This window comes from Candidatus Dormiibacterota bacterium, from assembly GCA_035635555.1.
Classification (GTDB): Bacteria; Acidobacteriota; Polarisedimenticolia; order Gp22-AA2; family Gp22-AA2; genus Gp22-AA3.
In genome coordinates this window covers 99,029-119,050 of sequence record DASQAT010000048.1, presented here as the reverse complement: position 1 = coordinate 119,050, position 20,022 = coordinate 99,029, and the positions used below count along the sequence as shown (strand labels likewise).

Genomic DNA, 20,022 nt, shown 5'->3' with positions numbered 1-20,022 from the left:
CACCCCCCTGTCTCATCCGCGCGCGTCGAGAAGCACACCACCGCGCGGCTCAGCTCCGGCGGGACGGGCGCTGGTGGGAGAGACGGTGGTAGGCGCCGTCGTAATACAGGAGCGGACGCCCCTGGGAGTGGCCGGCGGCCTCGACGCGGCCGACGAAGATCGTGTGGTCCCCTCCGTCGTGGGCCGCTTCGAGTCTGCAGTCGAACCAGGCCAGGCAGTCGGTGAGGATGGGGGCCCCCGTCTCCGCCTTCCGGAGCGGCACGTCTTCGAGCCAGTTGCCGCGCTCTCCGAGGTGACCGGCGGCGAGCTCGGAGAGCCGCTCCTGGCTGTCCTTCAGGACGTTGATGGCGAACGAGGCGTCCTTCTCGATTGAAACATGACTGCGGGCCTTCTTGTCGATGCAGGCGAGAACCAGGGGCGGGTTCAGGGACACAGAGCAGAAGGAGCTGACGGTGATCCCGAGGATTCCCCCTTCGCGCCGGGTCGTGAGGATCGACACGCCGCTCCCCCAGCGCCGCATGGCGCTCTTGAACTGGTCGGTGGGCACCGGCAAGGCTCCTCCCCCGCGAATGAGAAACGGCATATTATCCCGACTTCGGCCGCGACGCGGGAGATCCTGATGGGCTCCACGGGCAAGGGAGAAGGCGTCTACAACGTCGTGGTCATCGGCGCCGGCACGGCCGGACTGGTCACGGCGGCCGGAACCGCCGGCCTGGGCGGCCGCGTGGCGCTGATCGAACGCAACCGAATGGGCGGCGACTGCCTGAATTTCGGGTGCGTGCCGAGCAAGGCGCTCATCCGCTCGTCTCGCGTCGCCGCGCTGATGCGCCGCGCCGATCTCTACGCGCTCGATCCGGTGAAACCGCTCGTCGATTACGGCCGCGTTGTGCTGCGGGTGAAGGCGCTGCGGGCCCGCCTCGAGCCGAACGACTCGGTCGAGCGCTTCGAACGGCTGGGAGTGGATGTCTTCCCGGGCGATGCGTCCCTCGAGTCCGAGCATTCCGTCCGGGTGGATGGCACGCTGCTGCGCGCCCGGAACATCGTTCTCGCGACCGGGGGGCGGGCCGTCGTGCCCGATGTCCCCGGCCTGAAGGAGGCGGGGTTCGAGACGAACGAAACGATCTTCGAGCGCGAGACGCCGCCCGGCCACCTCCTGGTGGTGGGGGGCGGTCCGGTCGGCTGCGAGCTGGCGCAGGCGATGGTCCGGCTCGGAGCCAGAGTGACCCTGGTCGACCGGGGGCCGCACGTGCTGCACCGCGAGGACGCGGACGTCGCGGCGCTGGTGCAGGCCAGGATGGCGGAGGACGGCGTTCGCCTTCTCCTCCGCGGCCGGGTCGAGTCGGTCGTCCCCGGCCGCGCCGCGCCGCACCGCGTGAAGGTGCGCCGCGAGGGCGGGACCGGCGGGCCGGATGACCCGCTCGAGATCGAGGCCGACACGATCCTGATCGCCGCGGGGCGGACGCCGAACGTCGAGGGGCTCGGCCTGGACCGGGCCCGGGTGGCCTCGACCGGCCGGGGGGTCACGGTGAACGCCTATCTCCAGACGAGCCGCAAGACCATCTACGCCGCGGGGGACGTCTGCGGGTCGTTGCATTTCACGCATGTCGCCGAGCACCACGCGCGCATCGTCGTGCGCAACATCCTCCTGTCCCCCTTTAAGGGGCTCCTGCGCGCCCGCGCCGACCAGCGGGTCGTGCCGTGGACCACCTTCACCGAGCCGGAGGTGGCGCGCGTCGGCCTGAACGAGACCGACGCGGCGCAGACCGACGTGAGGTTCGACGTGCACCACTTCCCCTATTCGGACCTGGATCGCGCCATCCTCGAGAGCGAGGAGGAAGGGTTCGTCAAGGTGATCGCCGCGCGCGGGCGCGGCACGATCCTCGGGGCGACGGTGGTCGGCGCCGGGGCCGGCGAGCTGATCCATGAACTGGCCCTGGCGATGAGGCAGGGGATCGGTCTGCAGTCGCTGTCGTCCCTGATCCACGTCTACCCGACGCTGTCGCAGGCCGTGCAGCGCACCGCCGACGCTTTCATGCGGACGAAACTCACCCCCGGAGCGCGCGCGATCTTCTCGCGGCTCTACGCCTGGCAGCGGCGGGGTCTGTGAGCGCGGCGCAAAGCGGCCGCGCGCGGCTCCTCGGGGGTCTCGCGGCACTGGCGGCGCTGGCCGTGGCCCTGCGTTTCCTCCCGGTGGCCTCCTGGCTCGCCGGCCTGAACGCGCTGCTCTCCCGACTCGGACTCTGGGGGATCGGTCTGTTCGCGATCGTCTACGCCCTGGCAGCCGTCCTCTTCGTCCCCGGTTCGGCGCTGACGATCGGGGCGGGCGCCCTCTATGGTCTGGGCTGGGGGTTCGTCGCCGTGTCGGCCGGATCGACCCTCGGGGCCACGGCCGCATTCCTGGTCGCCCGCTACCTGGCGCGCGATCGCGTCGAGCGCTGGGCGGCGCGCGACCCGCGATTCGCAGCGATCGACGGGGCGGTCGGTCGGGAGGGATGGACGATCGTCCTGCTCACCCGCCTGAGCCCGGTGTTTCCGTATAACCTGCTCAACTATCTGTACGGCCTGACGCGCGTTCGCCTCGGCCCGTACGTCCTGGCCTCGTGGATCGGCATGATGCCGGGCACCGTGCTGTACGTCTACCTGGGCTTTGCCGGCCGCGCGGTGGCGCAGGCGGCCGCCGGCCGGACCGCGCGTACCCCCGCCGAGTACGCCGCCTGGACCATCGGCCTGATCGCCACGCTCGCCGTTACGGTCTACGTCACGCGGCTGGCGCGGCGGACGCTGCGCGCGCGGGCGGGCGCATGAGCCGGATCGAGACTTTCTTCCTGCGGGGTCCGGCGGGGCGCATCGAATGCATGCTGAAGCGGCCAGACGCCGCCGACACCCCCTCGGCCGCGGTCGTCTGCCACCCCCATCCCCTGTTCGGCGGCACGATGCACAACAAGGTCGTGCACGCCGCCGCCGAGGCAATCGTCGACGCCGGCATCCCCGTCCTGCGTTTCAATTTCCGCGGGGTCGGCGGAAGCGGAGGCACGCACGACGGCGGGCGCGGCGAGCAGGACGACCTGCGCTCGGTCCTGGATCACCTGGCGCGGCTCTTTCCCGGCCGGCGCCTCCTGGTCGCCGGGTACTCCTTCGGATCCTTCGTCGCCCTCAGCGTCGGCTGCCGCGACCCGCGGGCGCCCGCGCTGATCGGCATCGGCATCCCGGTCAATCTCGTCGGTTTCGGCTTCCTGCGCGACTGCCGTAAACCCCTGACGCTCATCCAGGGGGACGGAGACGCCTTCGGCCCGCTCCTCCAGGTGATGGCGCTGGCGGCTGTCGTGCCGGGGGGGGCGCGGGTTGTCGTGGTGAAAGGGGCGGCGCACAACTTCGCCGGGCATCTCGACGAGCTGGCCCGGTGTGTCGCCGCGGCGGTCCCCGACGAGATGCGCTCCGCCGGGCGGATGACGCCGCCCGTTGGAGACGACCCCGCAGGGGTGATATCGTAGCGACCGGTCCACCACACCAAGGAGGGTCGAGGATGACACGGAGTCTGGCCATCGCCGTCGCGCTGTCCGTCGGTCTCGGAGTCGCCGGGTTGCGGGCCGAGGAGGCCGCGAAGCCCGATGCGGCGAAAGCGGGCAAGGGGCAGCAGGTGTACGCGGCGCAGCACTGCAGCATGTGCCATTCGATCGCCGGCAAGGGGAACCCGAAGACCCCCCTCGACGACGTCGGCGGCAAGATGACGGCCGAGGAGCTGAAGAAGTACATCGTCAATCCCAAATCGGTGAAGGCCGATTCGAAGATGAAGGCCTACTCCTCCCTGTCCGCCGAGGACCTGGACGCGCTCGTGGTCTACCTCGGGACGCTCACCAAGAAGGGCTCGTAGATTGCGCGGATTTCCCGCCCGGATCACGGGGTTCTGCGCGGCGGCGGCCCTTGTCGCCACGGTGGCGGCCGCGGCCGACGCGCCGAAGCCGCTCTACGTCAGGGTCGGCCTCCTGATCGACGGAAACGGCGGGCCGCCCCGGCGTGACATGGCGATCCTGGTCAAGGGGGAGCGGATCGAGGCGATCGACACGCAGAAGGGGCTGGCGCGCCCGGAGGGAGCGCGCGATCTGGATCTGTCCGGACGCACCGTCCTCCCCGGCTTCATCGACTGCCACGATCACCTGACGTTCCTCGTGGATGCCGACTGGAAGTGGCGGCCGGTCCTGCGCACGACGGCCGACGAGGCTATCCTCGGCACCGTCAACGCCCTGGCGACGCTGCGCGCCGGATTCACGACCGTGCGCAACGTCGGTGACTCGGACGGCACAAGCGTCGCGCTCCGCCGCGCCGTCGATCTCGGGCTCATCGAGGGCCCGCGCATCCTGACCGCGCGCGAGATCATCACCATCACCGGCGGACACGCCGACAGTCTCAACGCCTTCCGGCCCGGTCTGGAGATCGCCGGACACGGAGGGATCGAATCCGGCGTCTGCAACTCCCCCGACGAGTGCCGCGCCGCCGTGCGCTACCAGGTCAAGTACGGCGCCGACCTGATCAAGATCGCCGCCACCGGCGGCGTCCTGTCCTCGGGCGACGAGCTGGGGGCGCGGCAGTTCTCCGACGACGAGCTGCGCGCCATCATCGGAGAGGCGCACGCCCTCGGACGCAAGGTGGCGGCGCACGCCCACGGCACCGCCGGCATCAAGGCCGCGGTCCTGGCGGGGATCGACTCGATCGAACACGGCTCCATCCTCGACGACGAGGCGATCAAGATGATGAAGGAACACGGCACGTACCTCGTCCCCACGCTCATGGCGGGTGAGTCGGTGTACACCAGCGCGAAGAACGGCCGGCTTCCCGACTACTCCATCGCCAAGGGGCTGGCCGTCTGGCCGATGATGCAGCAGTCGTTCCGCAAGGCGCACGCCGCGGGCGTGAAGATCGCCTTCGGCACGGACAGCGCCGTCACTCCGCACGGACAGAACGCCCACGAGTTCGAGCTGATGGTCCAGTTCGGCATGACGCCGATGGAGGCGATCGTCGCCGCGACCCGGAGCGCGGCCGATCTTCTGGGGCGGTCGAAGGACCTCGGGACGCTCGAGCCGGGGAAGTACGCCGATCTCGTCGCGTTCGAGGGGGACCCGGCCAAGGACGTCGTGATCCTCAGGAAGCCGGCCGCCGTCGTCCAGGGCGGCCGGGTCATCGACCTCGGGAGATGACCGCGCGCAGCCTTCCGCGCCTCCGCGTCGGCATCAGCGCCTGCCTGCTCGGCCAGAGGGTGCGATACGACGGCGGGCACAAGCTCGACCGCCGCGTCGCCCTACCCCTCGGCCGCCTGTTCGAATGGATCCCCGTCTGCCCGGAGGTCGAGCTGGGGCTCGGCGTGCCGCGCGAGACGCTCCGTCTGGAAGGGGATCCGCGCCGGCCGCGTCTCGTCTTCGAGCGCGCCCGACGCGACATCACCTCGAGGATGCGCGCCTGGTCGCGCCGCCGCCTCGATCGGCCGGACCTTCTGGATCTCTGCGGCTACATCCTGAAGAGCCGCTCGCCGACCTGCGGCCTGCGGAGCGTGCCGGTGCACAGCACCGGCCGGCCCGGCGCGCCGCCGGCGCGCGACGGCTCCGGAGTGTTCGCCCGCGCCTTGACGACGCGGTTCCCGGGCCTGCCGGTCGAGGAGGAGGACGCCCTGCACGACACGAGGCGGCGCGAGCGGTTCGTGCGGCGGGTCCTCGCCTACGGGCGAAGGCTCGACCGTCTCGCCGGAGGGGCGGACCGCACCCGCGCCTCCGGGGGGCGCGCGTGAGCGACTCTCCGTTCTCCGGCCGGGCCACCCCCGGGGGAACGCGCGACCACCTGGCGAGGTTTCCGGCGCACGCGCCGCACGGCCACGTCCCGCTCGGCGCCACGGGGCTCTACGTCAGCCGGCTCGGCTTCGGCTGCTACCGCGTGGACGACGCCACGCCGGAGCACCGCGCGGCGCTCGAGGCGGCCCTCGCCTCCGGCTGCAATCTCATCGACACCTCGACGAACTACATGGACGGCGGCAGCGAACGGCTGGTCGGGCGCGTGCTCAAGGAAGCCGGGCGGAACGGCCGCGTGCCGCGCGAGGCGGTCGTGGTCGTGTCGAAGATCGGCTACGTGCAGGGCGAGAACATGCGTCTGGCGACCGAGCGCGAAAAGGCCGGCTTCCCCTTCCCCGAGATGGTCAAGGTCGAGGAGTGGTGCTGGCATTGCATCCATCCGGAATTCCTGAAGGACCAGCTGGCGCGGTCCCTCGACCGGCTCGGTCTCGCGACCCTGGACGTCTGCCTGCTGCACAATCCGGAGTATTTCCTCACCGACGCCAAGAAGCACGGCCGCGGCCGCGACCTCGACGTGCTGCGCGCCGAGTTCTACCGCCGCGTCCAGGAGGCGTTCGCCTTCTTCGAAAAGGCCGTGACGCGCGGCGAGATCGGCTGCTACGGCGTGTCGTCGAATTCGCTCGTCGCCGCCGCCGACGATCCCGAGGCCACGTCGCTGAGCTACTTCCTGAAGGCCGCCGAGGAGGCGGGCGGCAAGGAGCACCATTTCCGCGTCGTGCAGATGCCGATGAACGTGTTCGAGTCGGGCGGTGCGCTCCTGGTCAACACCGGCCCGGAGCGCCGGCTGACGCCGCTCGAGGCCGCGGCAGGGGCCAGCCTGGCGGTCTTGATCAATCGCCCGCTCAACGCCATCGTCGGGAAGCGCCTCATCCGCCTGGCCGGGGTCCAGGAGCGGGACAAGGGACCGAGCCTCAAGGCGATTCACGCGGACCTGAAGACCCTCGAGGAGGAGTACCGCGCGACGATCGCGCCGCCTTCGGGAACCCCGGCCGCCGCCATCGATCCGTTCTTCGACCTCATCGACCAGCTGGCGGTCATGCAGGATCAGATCGAAGACCTGGAGCACTGGAAGCAGATCGAGCAGCAGTACGCCATCCCGCGGCTCAACCACACCGCCCGGACGCTGGCGCAGAACGTCCCCGACGACGTCCGCCCGCGCTGGCAGGCCTGGTGGGAGCGCTGCATCCCGTCGCTCGAGGCGCTCCTCGGGGGGATCGCGCGCGAGGCGTCCAACCGCAGTCGCTCGCGCAGCGGCAAGGTGACCGAGGCGATCGATCCGCTCCTGCCCCGGGATCGCCGCGGCGCAACGCTGTCGCAGAAGGCGCTCGCCGTCCTGTGCTCGACGCCCGGCGTGACCTGTGTCCTGGTCGGGATGCGCCAGGAGGATTACGTCGAGGACGCTCTCGCCGTCCTGTCGCAGCCTCCCCTGCCGGACGCGCTCGAGATCTATCGAAAGATGAAGAACGTCAGGGTGCGCTGAGGGCCAGGAAGGCGCGCCCGAGCGCGGCGACCCGCGGGGCGAGCGCCGGGACATGGCGCCGGGCATCGTCGCGCATCCTCGCCGCGCCCTCGGCGCCGCCGAACGACGCCGCCTCGTCCTCGCGCGCGCGCCCCGCCCAGTCGTCCACCATCGCCTCCGTGATCTCCGGATGGAACTGCACGCCCCAGGCGCGCGGCGACAGACGGAACGCCTGCTGCTCGTAGAGACGCGACGACGCGAGGAGCGTCGCGCCCGGCGGCGGGTCGAAGGTGTCGCCGTGCCAGTGGAACACCATCGCCTCGCCGGGGAGAAGACCGAGGATCGGATCCGCCCGCCCCGCGGCTGTGAGCGTGGTCGGGAACCAGCCGATCTCCTGCGCCGGCCCGCGGTACACCCGCGCCCCCGCGGCCGCCGCAAGGACCTGCGCGCCGAGGCAGACACCGAGGATCGGCACTCCGAGCCGCAGCGCGTCGGAGGCCAGGAGGATCTCGTCCCTCAAGTGCGGGAACCGGTCCTCCTCGTGCACCCCCATGGGCCCGCCGAGGATGATGACCGCCGCGGCGCCCGCGGCGGCGCGCGGAACGCTCTCGCCCCGATCGGCGCGCACGAGTCTGATCGGAAGCCGGCGCTCGTCCAGCGCCTGCGCCAGGAGCCCCGGCCCCTCGCTCTCCGCGTGCTGCACCAGCAGGATGCCGCGCACGCGCGGAATCTTGAGTTAAGATCGCCGCTCCCGTCAACCGGAGGACTCACGATGAAGATCCTCGCCTTCGCCGGCTCGCTGCGCGGCGGCTCCTTCAACCGCAAGCTCGTCGCGATCGCCGCCGACGCGCTGCGGGGCCAGGCCGAGGTCGACCTGCTCGACCTGCGCGAGGTCCCGATGCCCCCCTTCGACGGCGACATCGAGGCGAAGGACGGACTGCCGGAAGGGGCGCGTCTCTTCAAGCTGAGGATCGCCGCGGCCGACGCGCTTCTGATCTGCAGCCCCGAGTACAACTGGTCGATCCCCGGCACGCTGAAGAACGTCATCGACTGGGCGTCGCGAGACGGCAACCCGTTCAAGGGGAAGATCGCGCAATTGATGGGAGCGTCGCCCGGCGCGTACGGCGCCGTGCGCAGCGCCCTGGCGCTCCGCCAGGTGCTCTCCGCCCTCGCCGTCTTCGTCCTCCCCGCGACCGTGCAGATCAGCCGTGCCGGCGAAGCGTTCGACCCGGCCGGCCGGCTGATCGATCCCAGGAGCCGGGCCCAGGTCGAGAAGGCATGCGGCGAGCTCGTGCGCGTGACCCGGCTCCTCGGCGCCGGCGCGGCCGGGGCGTAGAGGCTACGGTCGCACGGACGGATCGGGCGGCACGGCGGCGTTCAGGGACCAGTCGTACTCCGCGAAGACCACCGTGGGCCTGGCCTTGTACGCCTGGATGAACCACTTGACGTCGAGGACGGCGTAGCGCGCGATGTAGGCCGGGATGGTGCGCGCCGCTCCCTTCCAGCCCGGCGCGGTGAAATCGCCGCCGTACCAGTCGAAGTATCTCGACACCACGAGCCGCTCCTTCTCGTACGACACGTTGTCCGGGTCGACCAGGAACGTCGCCGCCCGGTCTTCCAGCTGCATGTCGATCCGGTCGCCGTCGTAGGCCCACGGCGGCAGCCGCGCGCAGGAGCGCGAGGCGCAGTTGAGCGCGAAGTGGAGACGCGGGTCGCGGAAGAACGGCCGCAGAATCCTGTGCTCGATGTCGTCGAGGGTCAGGTCGAAGCCGCCAACCCGCCGCTTCGTCTCGGTCCACACCCCCGGGATCTTCTTGATCGACGTGACGTCCGGATGGTCGAGGATGGCGCGCATCGTGTGCGCGTTGTAGGCGTTGATCAGCAACGCCTCCAGCTGTCCGGCCGCCAGCCGGTCGAGGTGCGCCCCCCCGATCGCGTTCAGGTACGCATCCAGGTCGGCGCGGTGCGCCTGCATGAACCGGTAGTCGACCAGGCCATCCCGCGTCCCGCCCTGAAGCAGCCTGTCCCATGTCGCGTGGTCGAAGCGCTCCGAACCGCCCGCGAGCGACGCCTGCACCGCCTTCGCCACCTCCCCGGTGGCCGGTTTCGGAGCCGGCGCCGCGCAGCCGATCACTCCCGCGGGCGCCCAGACGCACACCCAGAGCGCCACGACCCGGTATCCGAACGACCAGGATGGTTTCAGGAGGGGCCTTTCACTCGGAAGGAATGAGGAGATGGTAGCGCTACGGGGATTCGAACCCCGGTCTGATGGCTGAGAACCATCCGTCCTAACCCCTAGACGATAGCGCCACACGTCGTGCGTCTGGTTCCGGGACAGGGATTCGAACCCCGATACCGTGGTCCAGAGCCACGTGTCCTACCGTTAGACGATCCCGGAAACCGGCGCCGATTTTAACGGACGGACACCGGGTAGTCAACCGCTCGCAAGCCCCTCCGTCCGCCGCTGAACCTTGCTCCCCGCGCGGGCGGCGCGATATAGTCGGATCATCGAGCACGCTCGGAAATGCGCGCGCACAGCCGAGGGAGACACACGGCCATGGCCACGATCGTGGTCTTCGGAGCGGGGGGAAGGGCCGGCCACCGCATCACGGCCGAGGCGGCGCGTCGCGGCCACCACGTCATCGCGGTGGCTCGCGACCGCTCCCGGTTGACCGACCTCCCGGCCGCGGTCGTGCCCGAGGTCGGTGACGCCCTCTCGAAGACCTCCCTCCGGAAACTTGCGCGGGGCGCCGATGCGTTCATCGTGGCGATCGGCGGCGAGGACTACTCGGTCTGGAAGCGCGCCGCCCAGATGCTGACCGAGACGCTGAATGGAATGCCCGGGGCCATCCCGCGCATCCTGCACATGGGCGGCGGCGCCACGCTCCTGACACCCGACGGCAAACGGTTCCTCGACCTTCCCGATTTCCCGGGAACGCTCCGAGGCCCGGCCGAGGGGCAGGCCGAAGCCCTCGAGTTCTACCGACGACTCTCGAATTCGCGAGTCGCCTGGACGTACGTCTCGCCCCCGCCCGCGAACTTCTCTCCCGGAGCGCGCACGGGCCGATACCGGACCCGCCTCGACCATCCGGTGCTGGACGATCAGGGTCAATCCGGAATCTCCTACGAAGACTTCGCCGTGGCCATGATCGATGAGGTCGAGAACGGTCGATTCGTGAACATCCGCTTTACCGTAGGATACTGACCGGCGCCGGCGAGGGTGCGCATGGCGCCGGACCGGAGATCGGCTGGATGAAATCGCGGTTGCGGGTTTTCGTCTCATCGTCCCTGGGTGTGGCGTGCGGGATCTTCGCCTTCCCGGCGGCGGCCGCTCTGACCGATTCGCGGCTCGCCGCGGCCCTGATCGCCGCCGTCGTCGCGGGCCTCGTTGTCCTGCTGTCCCTCCGGCGCCCGATTGTGGTGCTCGACGAAACGGCATGCTCCCGGACGCTGGCGATCGTCTCAGGGCTGGTGACGGCACTGGCGCTCGTCCAGATAGCCCGCCTCGCCGTCTTCATGGTCGATCCGTCGCAGGTTTCCTGCTCGTCGATACCCTCCAGCAAGTGGGAGCTCGAACATTCGTGCCTGTCCGCGTACTTCGTCAGCGCGCAGGCGGCGTCCACGTCGACCAACATCTACGACGACGCGCTCTTCACGATGCCCGATGACGACCCCAACTCGATCCGCAAAGCACGCATGCTCGGCCCTTTCAAGATCGACGTCTTCGAGTACCCGCCGCCGTTCCTGCTCCTGCCGCGCGCCCTCCTGCGTCTGACGCCGGATTTCATGCGACTTCGAATGCTGTGGTTCGGGCTCTCGGGCGGGGTCTTCCTGCTTGCGCTCTTGGTCGTGGCGCGCGCCATGAGCCCGGCTGCCGGGACGCGCGCGCTTCTGCTCTCACCCCTCGTGTGGATTTCGCTGCCGATGGCCAGCACTCTGCAGAAGGGAAACGTCCAGGGGACGGTGATCGCCGGGGTGATGCTGGCGATGGCGCTGTTCGAGTGGCGGCGCCCGGCAGCCGGGGGCGCGATCCTGGCGTTCGTGACGCTGAGCAAGCTCTACCCGGGCCTGCTGGTGCTGTACCTGCTCGCGCGGCGCCAGTGGCGCGCGCTCGCGTGGACGGCGGGGTTCGCGGTCGCGTTCATGGTCCTGACATTCGTGGACATCGGCTGGGCGCCGTACGCGGCTTTCCTGGACCGTTTCCCGGCGCTCCTCGGGGGCGAGGCCTTCCCGGCGTTCCGGAATCCCGCCGCGATGGCGATCAACTTCTCGATCCCGGGACTCGCGTTCAAGGCGAAGCTGTTCGGCGTGCCGGGCATGTCCTTCGGGGCGTCGAAGATCGTGGGATGGATCTACACGCCGATCGCGCTCGCCGCGACCGTGTTCGCCGGTCTGCGCGCGCAGCGCAACGACGAGAAGCCCCTGGTGTGGATGGCGATCCTGATCCTCGCGACTCTGCGCAGTCCGTTCCTGCCTCAGGGCTACGCCGCGGTCCCTCCTCTCTGGCTGCTCACCATCCTGGCCGCGACCTACCTACCGACCACGAAGACTCTCTGCACGGTTCTTCTCGCGTGGGCCGCCCTCAACATTTACTGGCCGATGGACTGGCCGATCGATCCGAGACTGCTCGCGGTCGTCAGCGGGGTGCCGCAGACGCTCACCGTCGTCCTCGTCGTGCTCGCCCTGCGCCGCAGGCAGGAACCGCACGCGACGTAATCACCCGCCCGGTCACGCCCACAGCCGCCGCCGGACAGTTTCCGTCCCCTTCAAGTGACGCCCGGCGCCTCGTTGTGCATCCGACGCCGGCTCCTCGGATCGATCGTCAAGTGGTTCGACCGTAGCAAGTCAGGGTCCTGCCCGGCGATTTGGCATCGTGCTTGCTGGTGCAAACACGCGAGCCCGAAGAAGAGGAGGTTGACATGCGGTCTCCAACGCTCGCCCTGTTGATGTCGATCTTCGTCACGTGCCTGGCCCTCGGCCCGCCCGCCAGGGCCGCGGAGAGTCCGGAGCTGCAGAAGATCCGCGATGCGGAAGCGGTCCTGAGGGCCTCCGTGACCGCCCCCGACAAGGGGATTCCCCGGAGTCTCCTCGAGCGGGCCGAATGCATCGGAGTGTTCCCCCGCGTGACCAAGGCAGCGTTCGTGGTCGGCGGGGAGTTCGGCCGGGGCGTGTTCACCTGCCGCCAGAAGAACGGCACGATGGGTGCGCCCGCCTTCTTCACGATCGGCGGCGGCAGCTTCGGATGGCAGTTCGGCGGCCAGCAGGCCGATCTGGTGCTGCTCATCATGAACGAGAACGGAGTCAAGCACCTGCTTCAGGACAAGTTCACCCTCGGCGGCGAGGCCTCGGCCGTGGCCGGACCGGTGGGCCGCACCGCCCAGGCCTCGACCGACGCGCAGATGCACGCCGAGATCCTCTCCTGGTCGAGACCCCGGGGCGTGTTCCTGGGAGCCTCGCTGGAAGGGGTGGTGATCAAGCCGAACAAGAGCGCGACCGAGGAGTTCTATGGAAAGCCGGTCACCGCGAACGACATCCTCGTGGCCCAGACCGTGCCGCCTCCGGACGCCGCGCGGTCGTTCGTGAAGACGGCCAGCGAATTCTCGAAGCGCTCCTCCTAGATCCCGCAGACGGGCGGGCGGCGGTCGACACCCGCATCAAGGAGGCCCACCGGACGACGCCTGCGGCGGGACCTCGGACTGCAGGAAGGCGATCATGCGGTCGAGACGTCGCAACGCGCGCTCCTTCCCGATCAGGACGAGGACGGCGAAGATCCCGGGGCTGACGGCCGTCCCGACGAGCGCCACGCGCAGCGGGTGGATGTAGTCCGACGCCTTCTCCCGGCGCGCCTCGGCGAGCTCCCGCAGGGCCTTCTCGGTCGCCTCCTCGGTGAACGGTTCGACGGTCGCAAGCTGTGCGCGCAGTGCCGACAGCCGGGCGGCGATCCCCTTCCGCCCGTCCGACGCGGCGTCCCCTTTCAGGTGCTTCTCGACCGCCTCGGGGCGGTACTCGAAATCCTCCGACAGGAACGGCCGCGCGTCGCGCACGAAGTCGGGCAGTCGCTTGGAGCGCGCCTTGAGCGTCTCGATCACCTTCAGGAACCAGGCGTGCCGCGGGCCGGAATCGTCGATGTCGGGGCTCAGAAGACCGGCGGCCTGAAGCTCGGCGCGGACCAGCGCGACGATCCGCCCGGGAGGGAGGTCGTTGATGTACTGGCCGTTCAGCCACTCGAGCTTCTGCTCGTCGAACACCGCCCCCTTCCTGTTGATGTCCTCCAGCCGGAACAGAGCGATCATCTCGTCGCGGCTCAGCTTCTCGCGCCCTTCCCCGGGCGACCACCCCAGGAGCGCCAGGAAATTGAACATCGCCTCCGGCAGGTACCCCTTGTCGCGGTACTCGGTGACCGAGACGGCGCCGTGTCTCTTGCTCAGGCGTTTCTTGTCGGTCCCGAGGATGAGGGGCAGGTGGCCGAAGCGCGGCGGCGACACCCCGGCGGCGTGGTACAGGAGGATCTGCTTCGGCGTGTTGCTGATATGGTCGTCGCCGCGGATGACGTGCGTGACGCGCATGGCGATGTCATCCGACACGCAGGAGAGGTTGTAGGTGGGCGAGCCGTTCGAGCGCAACAGGACGATGTCCTCGAGAACCGCCGCCTCGAACGAAGTCGGCCCGTGGACCAGGTCGTCCCAGGCGACCGTGCCGTCGGGGACCCTGAACCTCACGACGGCGGGACGCCCTTCCTCCAGCCGCCTGCGCACCTCGTCGGGCGCCAGCCTCAGGCAGAGCCGGTCGTACTTCCAGGCGACCCCGTCCTTCTCGGCCGCGGCCCGGCGCGCCTCGAGCCCGGTTATGGTGCAGAAGCAGTGGTAGGCGCTCTTTTCCTGCAGGAAGCGCAGGGCGAGCGCGCGATGCGCCTCGAGGCAGCGGGACTGGAAGAACGGTCCCTCATCCCAACCGATTCTCAGCCACTCCAGACCGTCCAGGATGGTCGCAACGCTGGCCTCGGTCGATCTCTCCTGGTCGGTGTCCTCGATCCTGAGGATGAAGGTGCCGCCGCTTTTTCGGGCGAACAGCCAGTTGAACAGGGCCGTGCGGGCCCCCCCGACGTGCAGGAAGCCGGTCGGAGAGGGGGCGAAGCGCACCCGCACTCCCGCGGGAGCGGCCGGGTCGGTCCGTGGATTCTCCATGCAGCGGGGATTTAATCCGATCCGGGGCGTCCCTTCCAGCGTTTTTTTATTGCCCTGGAAGCGTTCCGGAGGTATATGGAGACTCTATCTCCGGGGAGACACCGATGTTCCACCCGTCGCCGCATCGGGTCAGGCCTCGCTTTCACGCCCTCATCTCGATCGCCAGCCTGGGCCTGGGAGCCTTGCTCCTGTCCACGGCACCGTATCCTCTGGCCGGGCAGAGCGATCCGCACCTGCAGGGGAGCATCCCGAAGGCCCCCCCGTACGTCCTGGGATACCCGAGATGGTTTCCGCAGACGGTCGATTTCCGGCCCCGACAGGGGGCGGTGGTCCTGGCCGACGTCGATCGGGACGGGCGGAAGGACCTGGTCGTCTCCGTCCCGTCCGGACAAATCCTGGTCGTCCACCCGGATGGCAGTCTGTTCAAAGGCTGGCCGCGCAGGTTCGACGACCTGAACCAACCGGCGTTTCCGATGGGCGAACCGGCGGTGGGCGACCTGGACGGCGACGGGTCGCCGGACATCGTGACCTGCGTCGTGTCCGGATCGCCGCGCCGCAACTACCTCTACGCCATGCGGGCCGACGGCTCCGACCTGGACAAGTGGCCCATCGAACTTGCCGGCGGCGGCAACGACTTCTTCACCTGCTCGAACACTCCGACCCTGCTCGCCGACCTCGACGGGAACGGGAAACTCGAAGTCATCCGCGGCATGAACAAGGGGATCATCCTGGGCTTCGATCGATTCGGCAAGGCCCTGACCGGGCTCGGGTGGCCGGTGCGGCTTGTCCCCGACATTCCCGGTCTGACCCGCGAGATCAACGCCGACCTCGTGGCCGCCGACGTGGACGGCGATGGGAAGAAAGACCTGGTCTTCGTGGAGTCGGGTCTCGCCCCGCGCCTGGCCGCCGTCTCGTCCGAGGGCCTGCTGCTGAAGGGCTTCCCGATGCAGCTGCTGGAGATCGTCGACCGCGAGTCGCCCGTCGTCGCGGACGTCGACGGCGACGGCCGGCCGGACATCGTGCAGGCGACCATGCCGTTCGACGGCGTCATCATCGAGCCGCAGCCCGAGCCCGGCGCCGGCCCCGCCGTGCCCGCGAACCTGCACGCCCTGCGCGCCGACGGCTCTGACGCCACCGGCTGGCCCCGCCGGCTGCAGAGCGGCGCGTCCTGGGGCGCCGTCGTCACCGACCTGCTCGGCGACGGGCAGCTGGAGATTCTGCAGCAGGACGGCACCGATCTCGTGGGGTTCGACCTCGACGGCAATCCCCTGCCCGGCTACCCGGTGGCCATTCATCGCGACTTCGTCCGCTCCCAGTCCATCGACATCTCTCCCTGGGTCGTCGGGCATCTCAACGGTGATCGGCGGGCGGACCTCCTGCAGGTCTGGAGCAGCCAGTACAACGGCACGTCGTACCTGCGGGTCTTCGGCCTGCGCGCCGCCGGCAATCCGATACGCGGCTTCCCGTTCGACGTCACCGGCATGGTCGCCGCCTCCCGGCCGGTCCTCACGGACGTGTCCGGCGACGGCGTCGACGACCTGGTGATGCTGCTGGCGAGGGACTCGAACGGCGGGTGGCTGCTGACGGCGTGGGACCTCGGCACTCTCCAGAATCCCTAGTCGAACAGTCCCGGCTGGTCTCCGGCGCGGGGCGGCACGCGGAACTGCGTGACGTCGAGATCGAGATCCCTCTTCAGAAGACCCAGGCGCCGGCTGGCGGTCTCGAAGCGCCGCCGCAGCAGATCGGCGTACGGACCGTCCCCCTTCATCCTCGTCCCGAACTCGCTGTCGTAGAGCCTGCCCCCGTGGGTCTGACGCACCAGGCTGAGGACGTGCGCCGCCTTCAGCGGATAGTGCGTCGTCAGCCACTCGGAAAAGATCTCCTTCACCTCGTGCGGCAGGCGCAGCAGGATGTAGCCGGCGGTGCGGGCCCCCGCCGCGGCGGCCGCTTCGAGAATGCTCTCCAGCTCCTTGTCGTTGAGGCCGGGGATCATCGGCGAGGCCAGGACGCCGGCCGGGACGCCGGCGTCGCTCAGGGCCTTGATCGTCTCGAGGCGGCGGTGCGGGGCGGCGGCACGCGGCTCCATGGTGCGCGCCAGTCCGCGGTCGAGCGTCGTGATCGACAGGAACACCGCCGCGAGGTTCTGCCTGGCCATCGGCTCCAGAAGATCGAGGTCGCGCAGGACGAGGCTCGACTTGGTGACGATCCCGACCGGGTGCCGGTGCTCCCACAGCACCTCGAGGACGGCTCTGGTAATGTTCAGGTCGCGCTCCACCGGCTGGTACGGATCGGTGTTCGCCCCCAGGGCGATCACGTCGCAACGGTATCCGGGGCGGCGCAGCTCCTCGCGCAGCAGGCGGGCCGCCTCCGGCTTGGAGAAGATCTTCGTCTCGAAATCGAGACCGGGCGACATCCCGAGGTACGAATGGGTCGGCCGCGCGAAGCAATAGACGCAGCCGTGCTCGCACCCCTTGTACGGATTGATCGATCGGTCGAACGGGATGTCGGGCGAGTCGTTCCGGCTCAGGATAGTGCGGGTCTTCTCCGGCGTGACGGTGGTGGGCAGCCGGGGCGGAGCGTCCTCGTCGCCGCCTGTGCCCCAGCCGTAGTCTTCCGGCCTCAGGCGGCGCGTCTCGAACCGTCCCTCGACGTTGCCGACGGCCCCGCGCCCTTTCCTCGCCGGCACGTCCCCTCCCCCTTCAGTCGGTGTCGTCGCCCCAGACCCGGCGGACGGTCTGTCGCCCGGCGACCAGGAGATCGAGATCGACGTGCGTCTTCCCGGTCGGGGCCTTCGCCGTCTCGGGATGATCGGGCAGCGGCCGCAGGGGCGCCTCGATGTCGATGTGCATCGAGGACGGCAGCCGCGACTCCTGGAAGACGCCGCGCCCGACCTCGAAGACCGCCGTGCCGCTGCCGCCGCCTGTGATGTGCAGGCTGGTATTCTGCGCGCCCGGCTTGAAGGCAGGGTCGTCGGTGTAGGTGATCTTCACGTCGAAGGTGGCGAGACCGCCCTGGATCGATTTCAGCGTGTACTCCCGGGTCGCCTTGTAGGTGACGTTCTCGAGGCCGGCGATGCCCAGCTTCGTCGGCAGCCGGACCGACCGCTCCTCCTTGAACCCCTGGCCGACCTGGTAATCGTGCGGCCCGTCCGCCTCCGGAAACAGCCGGGAGATCTCGGGGATGGCGAGGGTCTCGACCTCGGCGTCGTCGCTGCCGGCGGTCTTCTTGAACGCCTTGACGTTGCCAAAGCGGTCGAGCGTCCCCTCGAAGACCAGGGTCGCGACGCTCTTCTCAGTATCGGGGGGGGAGGCCATGATCTCTCCCTCCCTCTGGATCTCGAGATCGAACTGCGGGACTGTGCGGCTGAACGGGAAGAGGCCGCTGTCGTTCGCCTCCTGCGTCATCGTCGTCATTTCGTAGACTTCGCTTCGTTTCTGGCCCTTCATCCGTTTGGACCAGAACTCGAACCCCGGCTTGTAGGCGTCGGGCGCCTCGAACGTGACGTTCTTGGTCCCGATCTCGAAACGGGCGCCGAGGCTGTAGGTGGACATCGGCCGCACCTTCGGGAGGAAGCGCAGGACCGACTCCGGTGCTGTGGTCTTCGCGCCGTCGGGCTTCGCCGCGGAGGGCGGGGCCGGGGGCTTCGGCTTCGGGGCCTCGGCGCCCGCGGCCGTGAAGACCGCGGCGATGAGCGCGCCGACGACGATCGATCCGATCCCTTCCGGTCCGTGTCTCATGCTCTCCCGCCGCGCCCGGCGCTACATCAGGTACTTGTCGGACCCGTCCCCCGGACCGGGCTCGTCGCCGTCCTCGCCCTCGTCCGAGTGCTTCTTCCAGAAGTCGTCGATGGCCCTGCGGATGGCGGCCTCCTCCGGGACGCGCACGTTGTGCACCGCGCCGAGGAGAAGGACCGCCTGACCCACCTGCGCTGTATCTTTAGGAAGCTGGCGGCGCAGCGGCTCGATCAGCTCGCGCGCGCCGAACAGCGACAGCCAGCGCGCCGTGTTGCCCGGTCCGGCGGCTTCGATGAAGAACTCGAGATGCTCCAGGACCGTCTTCAGCGCTTCTGAGGCCCCGCTCTCGCACAGGATGATGAGCAGGCTGTGGCCGGAGTCCTCCTGCAGGTTGCCCGCCTCCAGGCGGGCCCGCGCCGGCTCGATGACCGCGTCCTCGAGCTTCGTCAGCGCGTGCTCGGCCGCCTCGTAGAGATAGGAGTTCTCCTCCTCCAGGAAATCGATGAGCTCGTTCACGGCTCCCACCGAGCGCAGCTCGCCGAGCGTCTCGAGCGCCATCGCCTGCGGGAAGAACGGCCCGCGGCTGGCGAGGATGGCCAGACAGCGCTCCTCGACCATCCGCCGGGCCGCGGACCTCTCGGGAGCGCCGCTCTCGCCCGACGATTCGACCGCCCGGCGGATCGCCTGCGGCAGGGAGTCGAGCATGAACGAGGTTTCGACTTCGAGAAGCGGAAGCAGGCCGCCGAGGTCCGCGGCCGATCGACGCACCTCGAGATCGAAGTTGTGGTACGACGCCATCTTCACGACCGTCGAGATCAGGAACCCGATCACCCACTCGCGCAGGTGCGGACCGAGCCCCTCGACGCTGGCGACGACCTCGGGGTCGGCCCAGTAGACCGCGGCCTCGACGAGCCGCTCGAGCAGGTCGTCTCCCGGCGCCGGGCTGAGGACCCGGGCGCGATCCTTGACCGTGCGCGCCAGGGTCGAGGCGCTGTCCTCGAAGGCGCCCGCCTCGAGCGCCCTGGCGATCGCCTGGACTGTTTCCTCCCCCAGGGACGCGCGCAGCTCGCAGTTGTAGGCGGACTCGATCGCCTTGAGCGTCCGCTCGAAATCGACGCGGCCGCGCAGGTTGGTGCGGAAGCACCAGCCGCAGTCGTCGACCTGGAGGTGATCCATCAGGACGCGGAACGCCTCGCCGGTGTCCCCGCCGCCGGCCCCTTTCCATTGCAGCGATCGAACCCATGCCTGCAGCACCGCGCGGTACTCGCCCGGCTCGGTCACCTTCAGAGCGGACGACAGGATGGAGGGGGAGCCGAACCAGTCCGCCCGTTTCTTCAGGAACGCCTGCAGCTCGGCGCGGGCCGGGGCGTCCTCCCTCTCGGCCAGGGCGTCCAGGATGAACGACCAGCACTCCTCGTCGAAGTCCCGCCGGTCGAACGACTGGTGCACCAGGTCCAGGGAATCGGCGGAGCGCAGCCGGACCAGCGCCTCCAGGGCCCGGGCCGCGGGGGCGCCCCGATGAGTCTTGACACCGCGCGCCAGGACCTTGAAGTGGGCGGGTCCCCCGTGCCGTCCCAGATGCGACGCCACCAGCTCGGGCGTCAGGTCGTGGTCGTCGAACAGGTAGGGGGCCAGGAGGTCGGTCGCCTCCTGGGTGTAGTGCCGTGCCAGGCGATCGGCGGCCCAGTAGCGGACCTCCGGGTCTTCGAAACGCAGGAAGCGCGCCAGATCGTTGAGGGACCAGATCCGCTCGGACATGGGGCGTTCATTATAGATGAGATGCCGCGCAGGGTCACGCGCGGTAGAATGGG

Annotated in this window: 19 protein-coding genes and 2 tRNA genes; 12 read left to right on the top strand and 9 right to left on the bottom strand. The window is 69.6% G+C overall.

Features of this window, described 5'->3' with window-relative positions; genetic code table 11:
* Positions 1-49: 49 nt before the first annotated feature.
* Positions 50-547, bottom strand: coding sequence for a flavin reductase family protein (locus VEW47_15055; protein HYS06499.1), 498 nt, complete (start codon positions 545-547; stop codon positions 50-52).
* Positions 548-619: 72 nt separating this feature from the next.
* Between VEW47_15055 and VEW47_15050 the strand changes: the two genes are divergently transcribed.
* From VEW47_15050 to VEW47_15020, 7 genes are read left to right on the top strand one after another with little or no spacing between them, the layout of a single operon-like run.
* Positions 620-2,107, top strand: a complete 1,488-nt coding sequence (locus VEW47_15050; GenBank protein HYS06498.1) for a mercuric reductase — start codon at positions 620-622, stop codon at positions 2,105-2,107.
* Positions 2,104-2,805 (top strand): TVP38/TMEM64 family protein, encoded by a 702-nt coding sequence (locus tag VEW47_15045; GenBank protein ID HYS06497.1) that lies wholly within the window; start codon positions 2,104-2,106, stop codon positions 2,803-2,805. The genes VEW47_15050 and VEW47_15045 overlap by 4 nt, the downstream gene beginning before the upstream one ends.
* Positions 2,802-3,491 (top strand): alpha/beta family hydrolase, encoded by a 690-nt coding sequence (locus VEW47_15040; GenBank protein HYS06496.1) that lies wholly within the window; start codon positions 2,802-2,804, stop codon positions 3,489-3,491. The genes VEW47_15045 and VEW47_15040 overlap by 4 nt, the downstream gene beginning before the upstream one ends.
* A 32-nt stretch (positions 3,492-3,523) precedes the next feature.
* Positions 3,524-3,871, top strand: coding sequence for a cytochrome c (locus VEW47_15035; GenBank protein ID HYS06495.1), 348 nt, complete (start codon positions 3,524-3,526; stop codon positions 3,869-3,871).
* Position 3,872: 1 nt separating this feature from the next.
* Positions 3,873-5,192 (top strand): amidohydrolase family protein, encoded by a 1,320-nt coding sequence (locus tag VEW47_15030; GenBank protein ID HYS06494.1) that lies wholly within the window; start codon positions 3,873-3,875, stop codon positions 5,190-5,192.
* Positions 5,189-5,776, top strand: coding sequence for a DUF523 domain-containing protein (locus VEW47_15025; protein ID HYS06493.1), 588 nt, complete (start codon positions 5,189-5,191; stop codon positions 5,774-5,776). The genes VEW47_15030 and VEW47_15025 overlap by 4 nt, the downstream gene beginning before the upstream one ends.
* Entirely contained in the window at positions 5,773-7,314 is a 1,542-nt protein-coding gene (locus VEW47_15020; protein HYS06492.1) for an aldo/keto reductase, read from the top strand. The genes VEW47_15025 and VEW47_15020 overlap by 4 nt, the downstream gene beginning before the upstream one ends.
* Here VEW47_15020 and VEW47_15015 read toward each other — a convergent pair.
* Complete coding sequence (locus VEW47_15015) at positions 7,301-8,014, bottom strand: gamma-glutamyl-gamma-aminobutyrate hydrolase family protein (GenBank protein HYS06491.1); 714 nt, start codon at positions 8,012-8,014, stop codon at positions 7,301-7,303. The genes VEW47_15020 and VEW47_15015 overlap by 14 nt on opposite strands.
* A gap of 51 nt (positions 8,015-8,065) precedes the next feature.
* Here VEW47_15015 and VEW47_15010 point away from each other — a divergent pair, with 51 nt between their 5' ends.
* On the top strand, positions 8,066-8,629 hold the full coding sequence (locus VEW47_15010; protein ID HYS06490.1) for an NAD(P)H-dependent oxidoreductase: 564 nt from the start codon (positions 8,066-8,068) through the stop codon (positions 8,627-8,629).
* Between the two features lie 3 nt (positions 8,630-8,632).
* On the opposite strand, the gene VEW47_15005 is transcribed toward VEW47_15010, so the two are convergent.
* From VEW47_15005 to VEW47_14995, 3 genes are all read right to left on the bottom strand, one after another.
* A complete protein-coding gene (locus VEW47_15005) occupies positions 8,633-9,463 on the bottom strand; it encodes a DUF547 domain-containing protein (protein ID HYS06489.1) in 831 nt (276 codons plus the stop codon).
* A 65-nt stretch (positions 9,464-9,528) separates the two neighbouring features.
* Positions 9,529-9,603 (bottom strand) — tRNA-Glu (locus tag VEW47_15000).
* Positions 9,604-9,617: 14 nt separating this feature from the next.
* A tRNA-Gln gene (locus tag VEW47_14995) sits at positions 9,618-9,691 on the bottom strand.
* Between the two features lie 159 nt (positions 9,692-9,850).
* On the opposite strand from VEW47_14995, the gene VEW47_14990 reads away from it, so the two are divergent.
* From VEW47_14990 to VEW47_14980, 3 genes are all read left to right on the top strand, one after another.
* Positions 9,851-10,498, top strand: coding sequence for an NAD(P)H-binding protein (locus VEW47_14990; GenBank protein HYS06488.1), 648 nt, complete (start codon positions 9,851-9,853; stop codon positions 10,496-10,498).
* Between the two features lie 47 nt (positions 10,499-10,545).
* Positions 10,546-12,009: a glycosyltransferase family 87 protein gene (locus VEW47_14985; GenBank protein HYS06487.1), complete on the top strand. Its 1,464-nt coding sequence runs from the start codon at positions 10,546-10,548 to the stop codon at positions 12,007-12,009.
* 203 nt (positions 12,010-12,212) lie between these two features.
* On the top strand, positions 12,213-12,911 hold the full coding sequence (locus VEW47_14980) for a lipid-binding SYLF domain-containing protein (GenBank protein ID HYS06486.1): 699 nt from the start codon (positions 12,213-12,215) through the stop codon (positions 12,909-12,911).
* 36 nt (positions 12,912-12,947) lie between these two features.
* On the opposite strand, the gene gltX is transcribed toward VEW47_14980, so the two are convergent.
* The gene (gltX, locus tag VEW47_14975; protein ID HYS06485.1) at positions 12,948-14,477 is read right to left on the bottom strand and encodes a glutamate--tRNA ligase; all 1,530 of its coding nucleotides are present in this window, start codon (positions 14,475-14,477) and stop codon (positions 12,948-12,950) included.
* 104 nt (positions 14,478-14,581) lie between these two features.
* Between gltX and VEW47_14970 the strand changes: the two genes are divergently transcribed.
* Entirely contained in the window at positions 14,582-16,096 is a 1,515-nt protein-coding gene (locus tag VEW47_14970; protein ID HYS06484.1) for a VCBS repeat-containing protein, read from the top strand.
* On the opposite strand, the gene VEW47_14965 is transcribed toward VEW47_14970, so the two are convergent.
* From VEW47_14965 to VEW47_14955, 3 genes are read right to left on the bottom strand one after another with little or no spacing between them, the layout of a single operon-like run.
* Positions 16,093-17,163 (bottom strand): PA0069 family radical SAM protein, encoded by a 1,071-nt coding sequence (locus tag VEW47_14965; GenBank protein HYS06483.1) that lies wholly within the window; start codon positions 17,161-17,163, stop codon positions 16,093-16,095. The genes VEW47_14970 and VEW47_14965 overlap by 4 nt on opposite strands.
* Positions 17,164-17,176: 13 nt before the next feature.
* The gene (locus tag VEW47_14960) at positions 17,177-18,214 is read right to left on the bottom strand and encodes a hypothetical protein (protein ID HYS06482.1); all 1,038 of its coding nucleotides are present in this window, start codon (positions 18,212-18,214) and stop codon (positions 17,177-17,179) included.
* 21 nt (positions 18,215-18,235) lie between these two features.
* Positions 18,236-19,969: a hypothetical protein gene (locus tag VEW47_14955; GenBank protein ID HYS06481.1), complete on the bottom strand. Its 1,734-nt coding sequence runs from the start codon at positions 19,967-19,969 to the stop codon at positions 18,236-18,238.
* Positions 19,970-20,022: the final 53 nt, after the last annotated feature.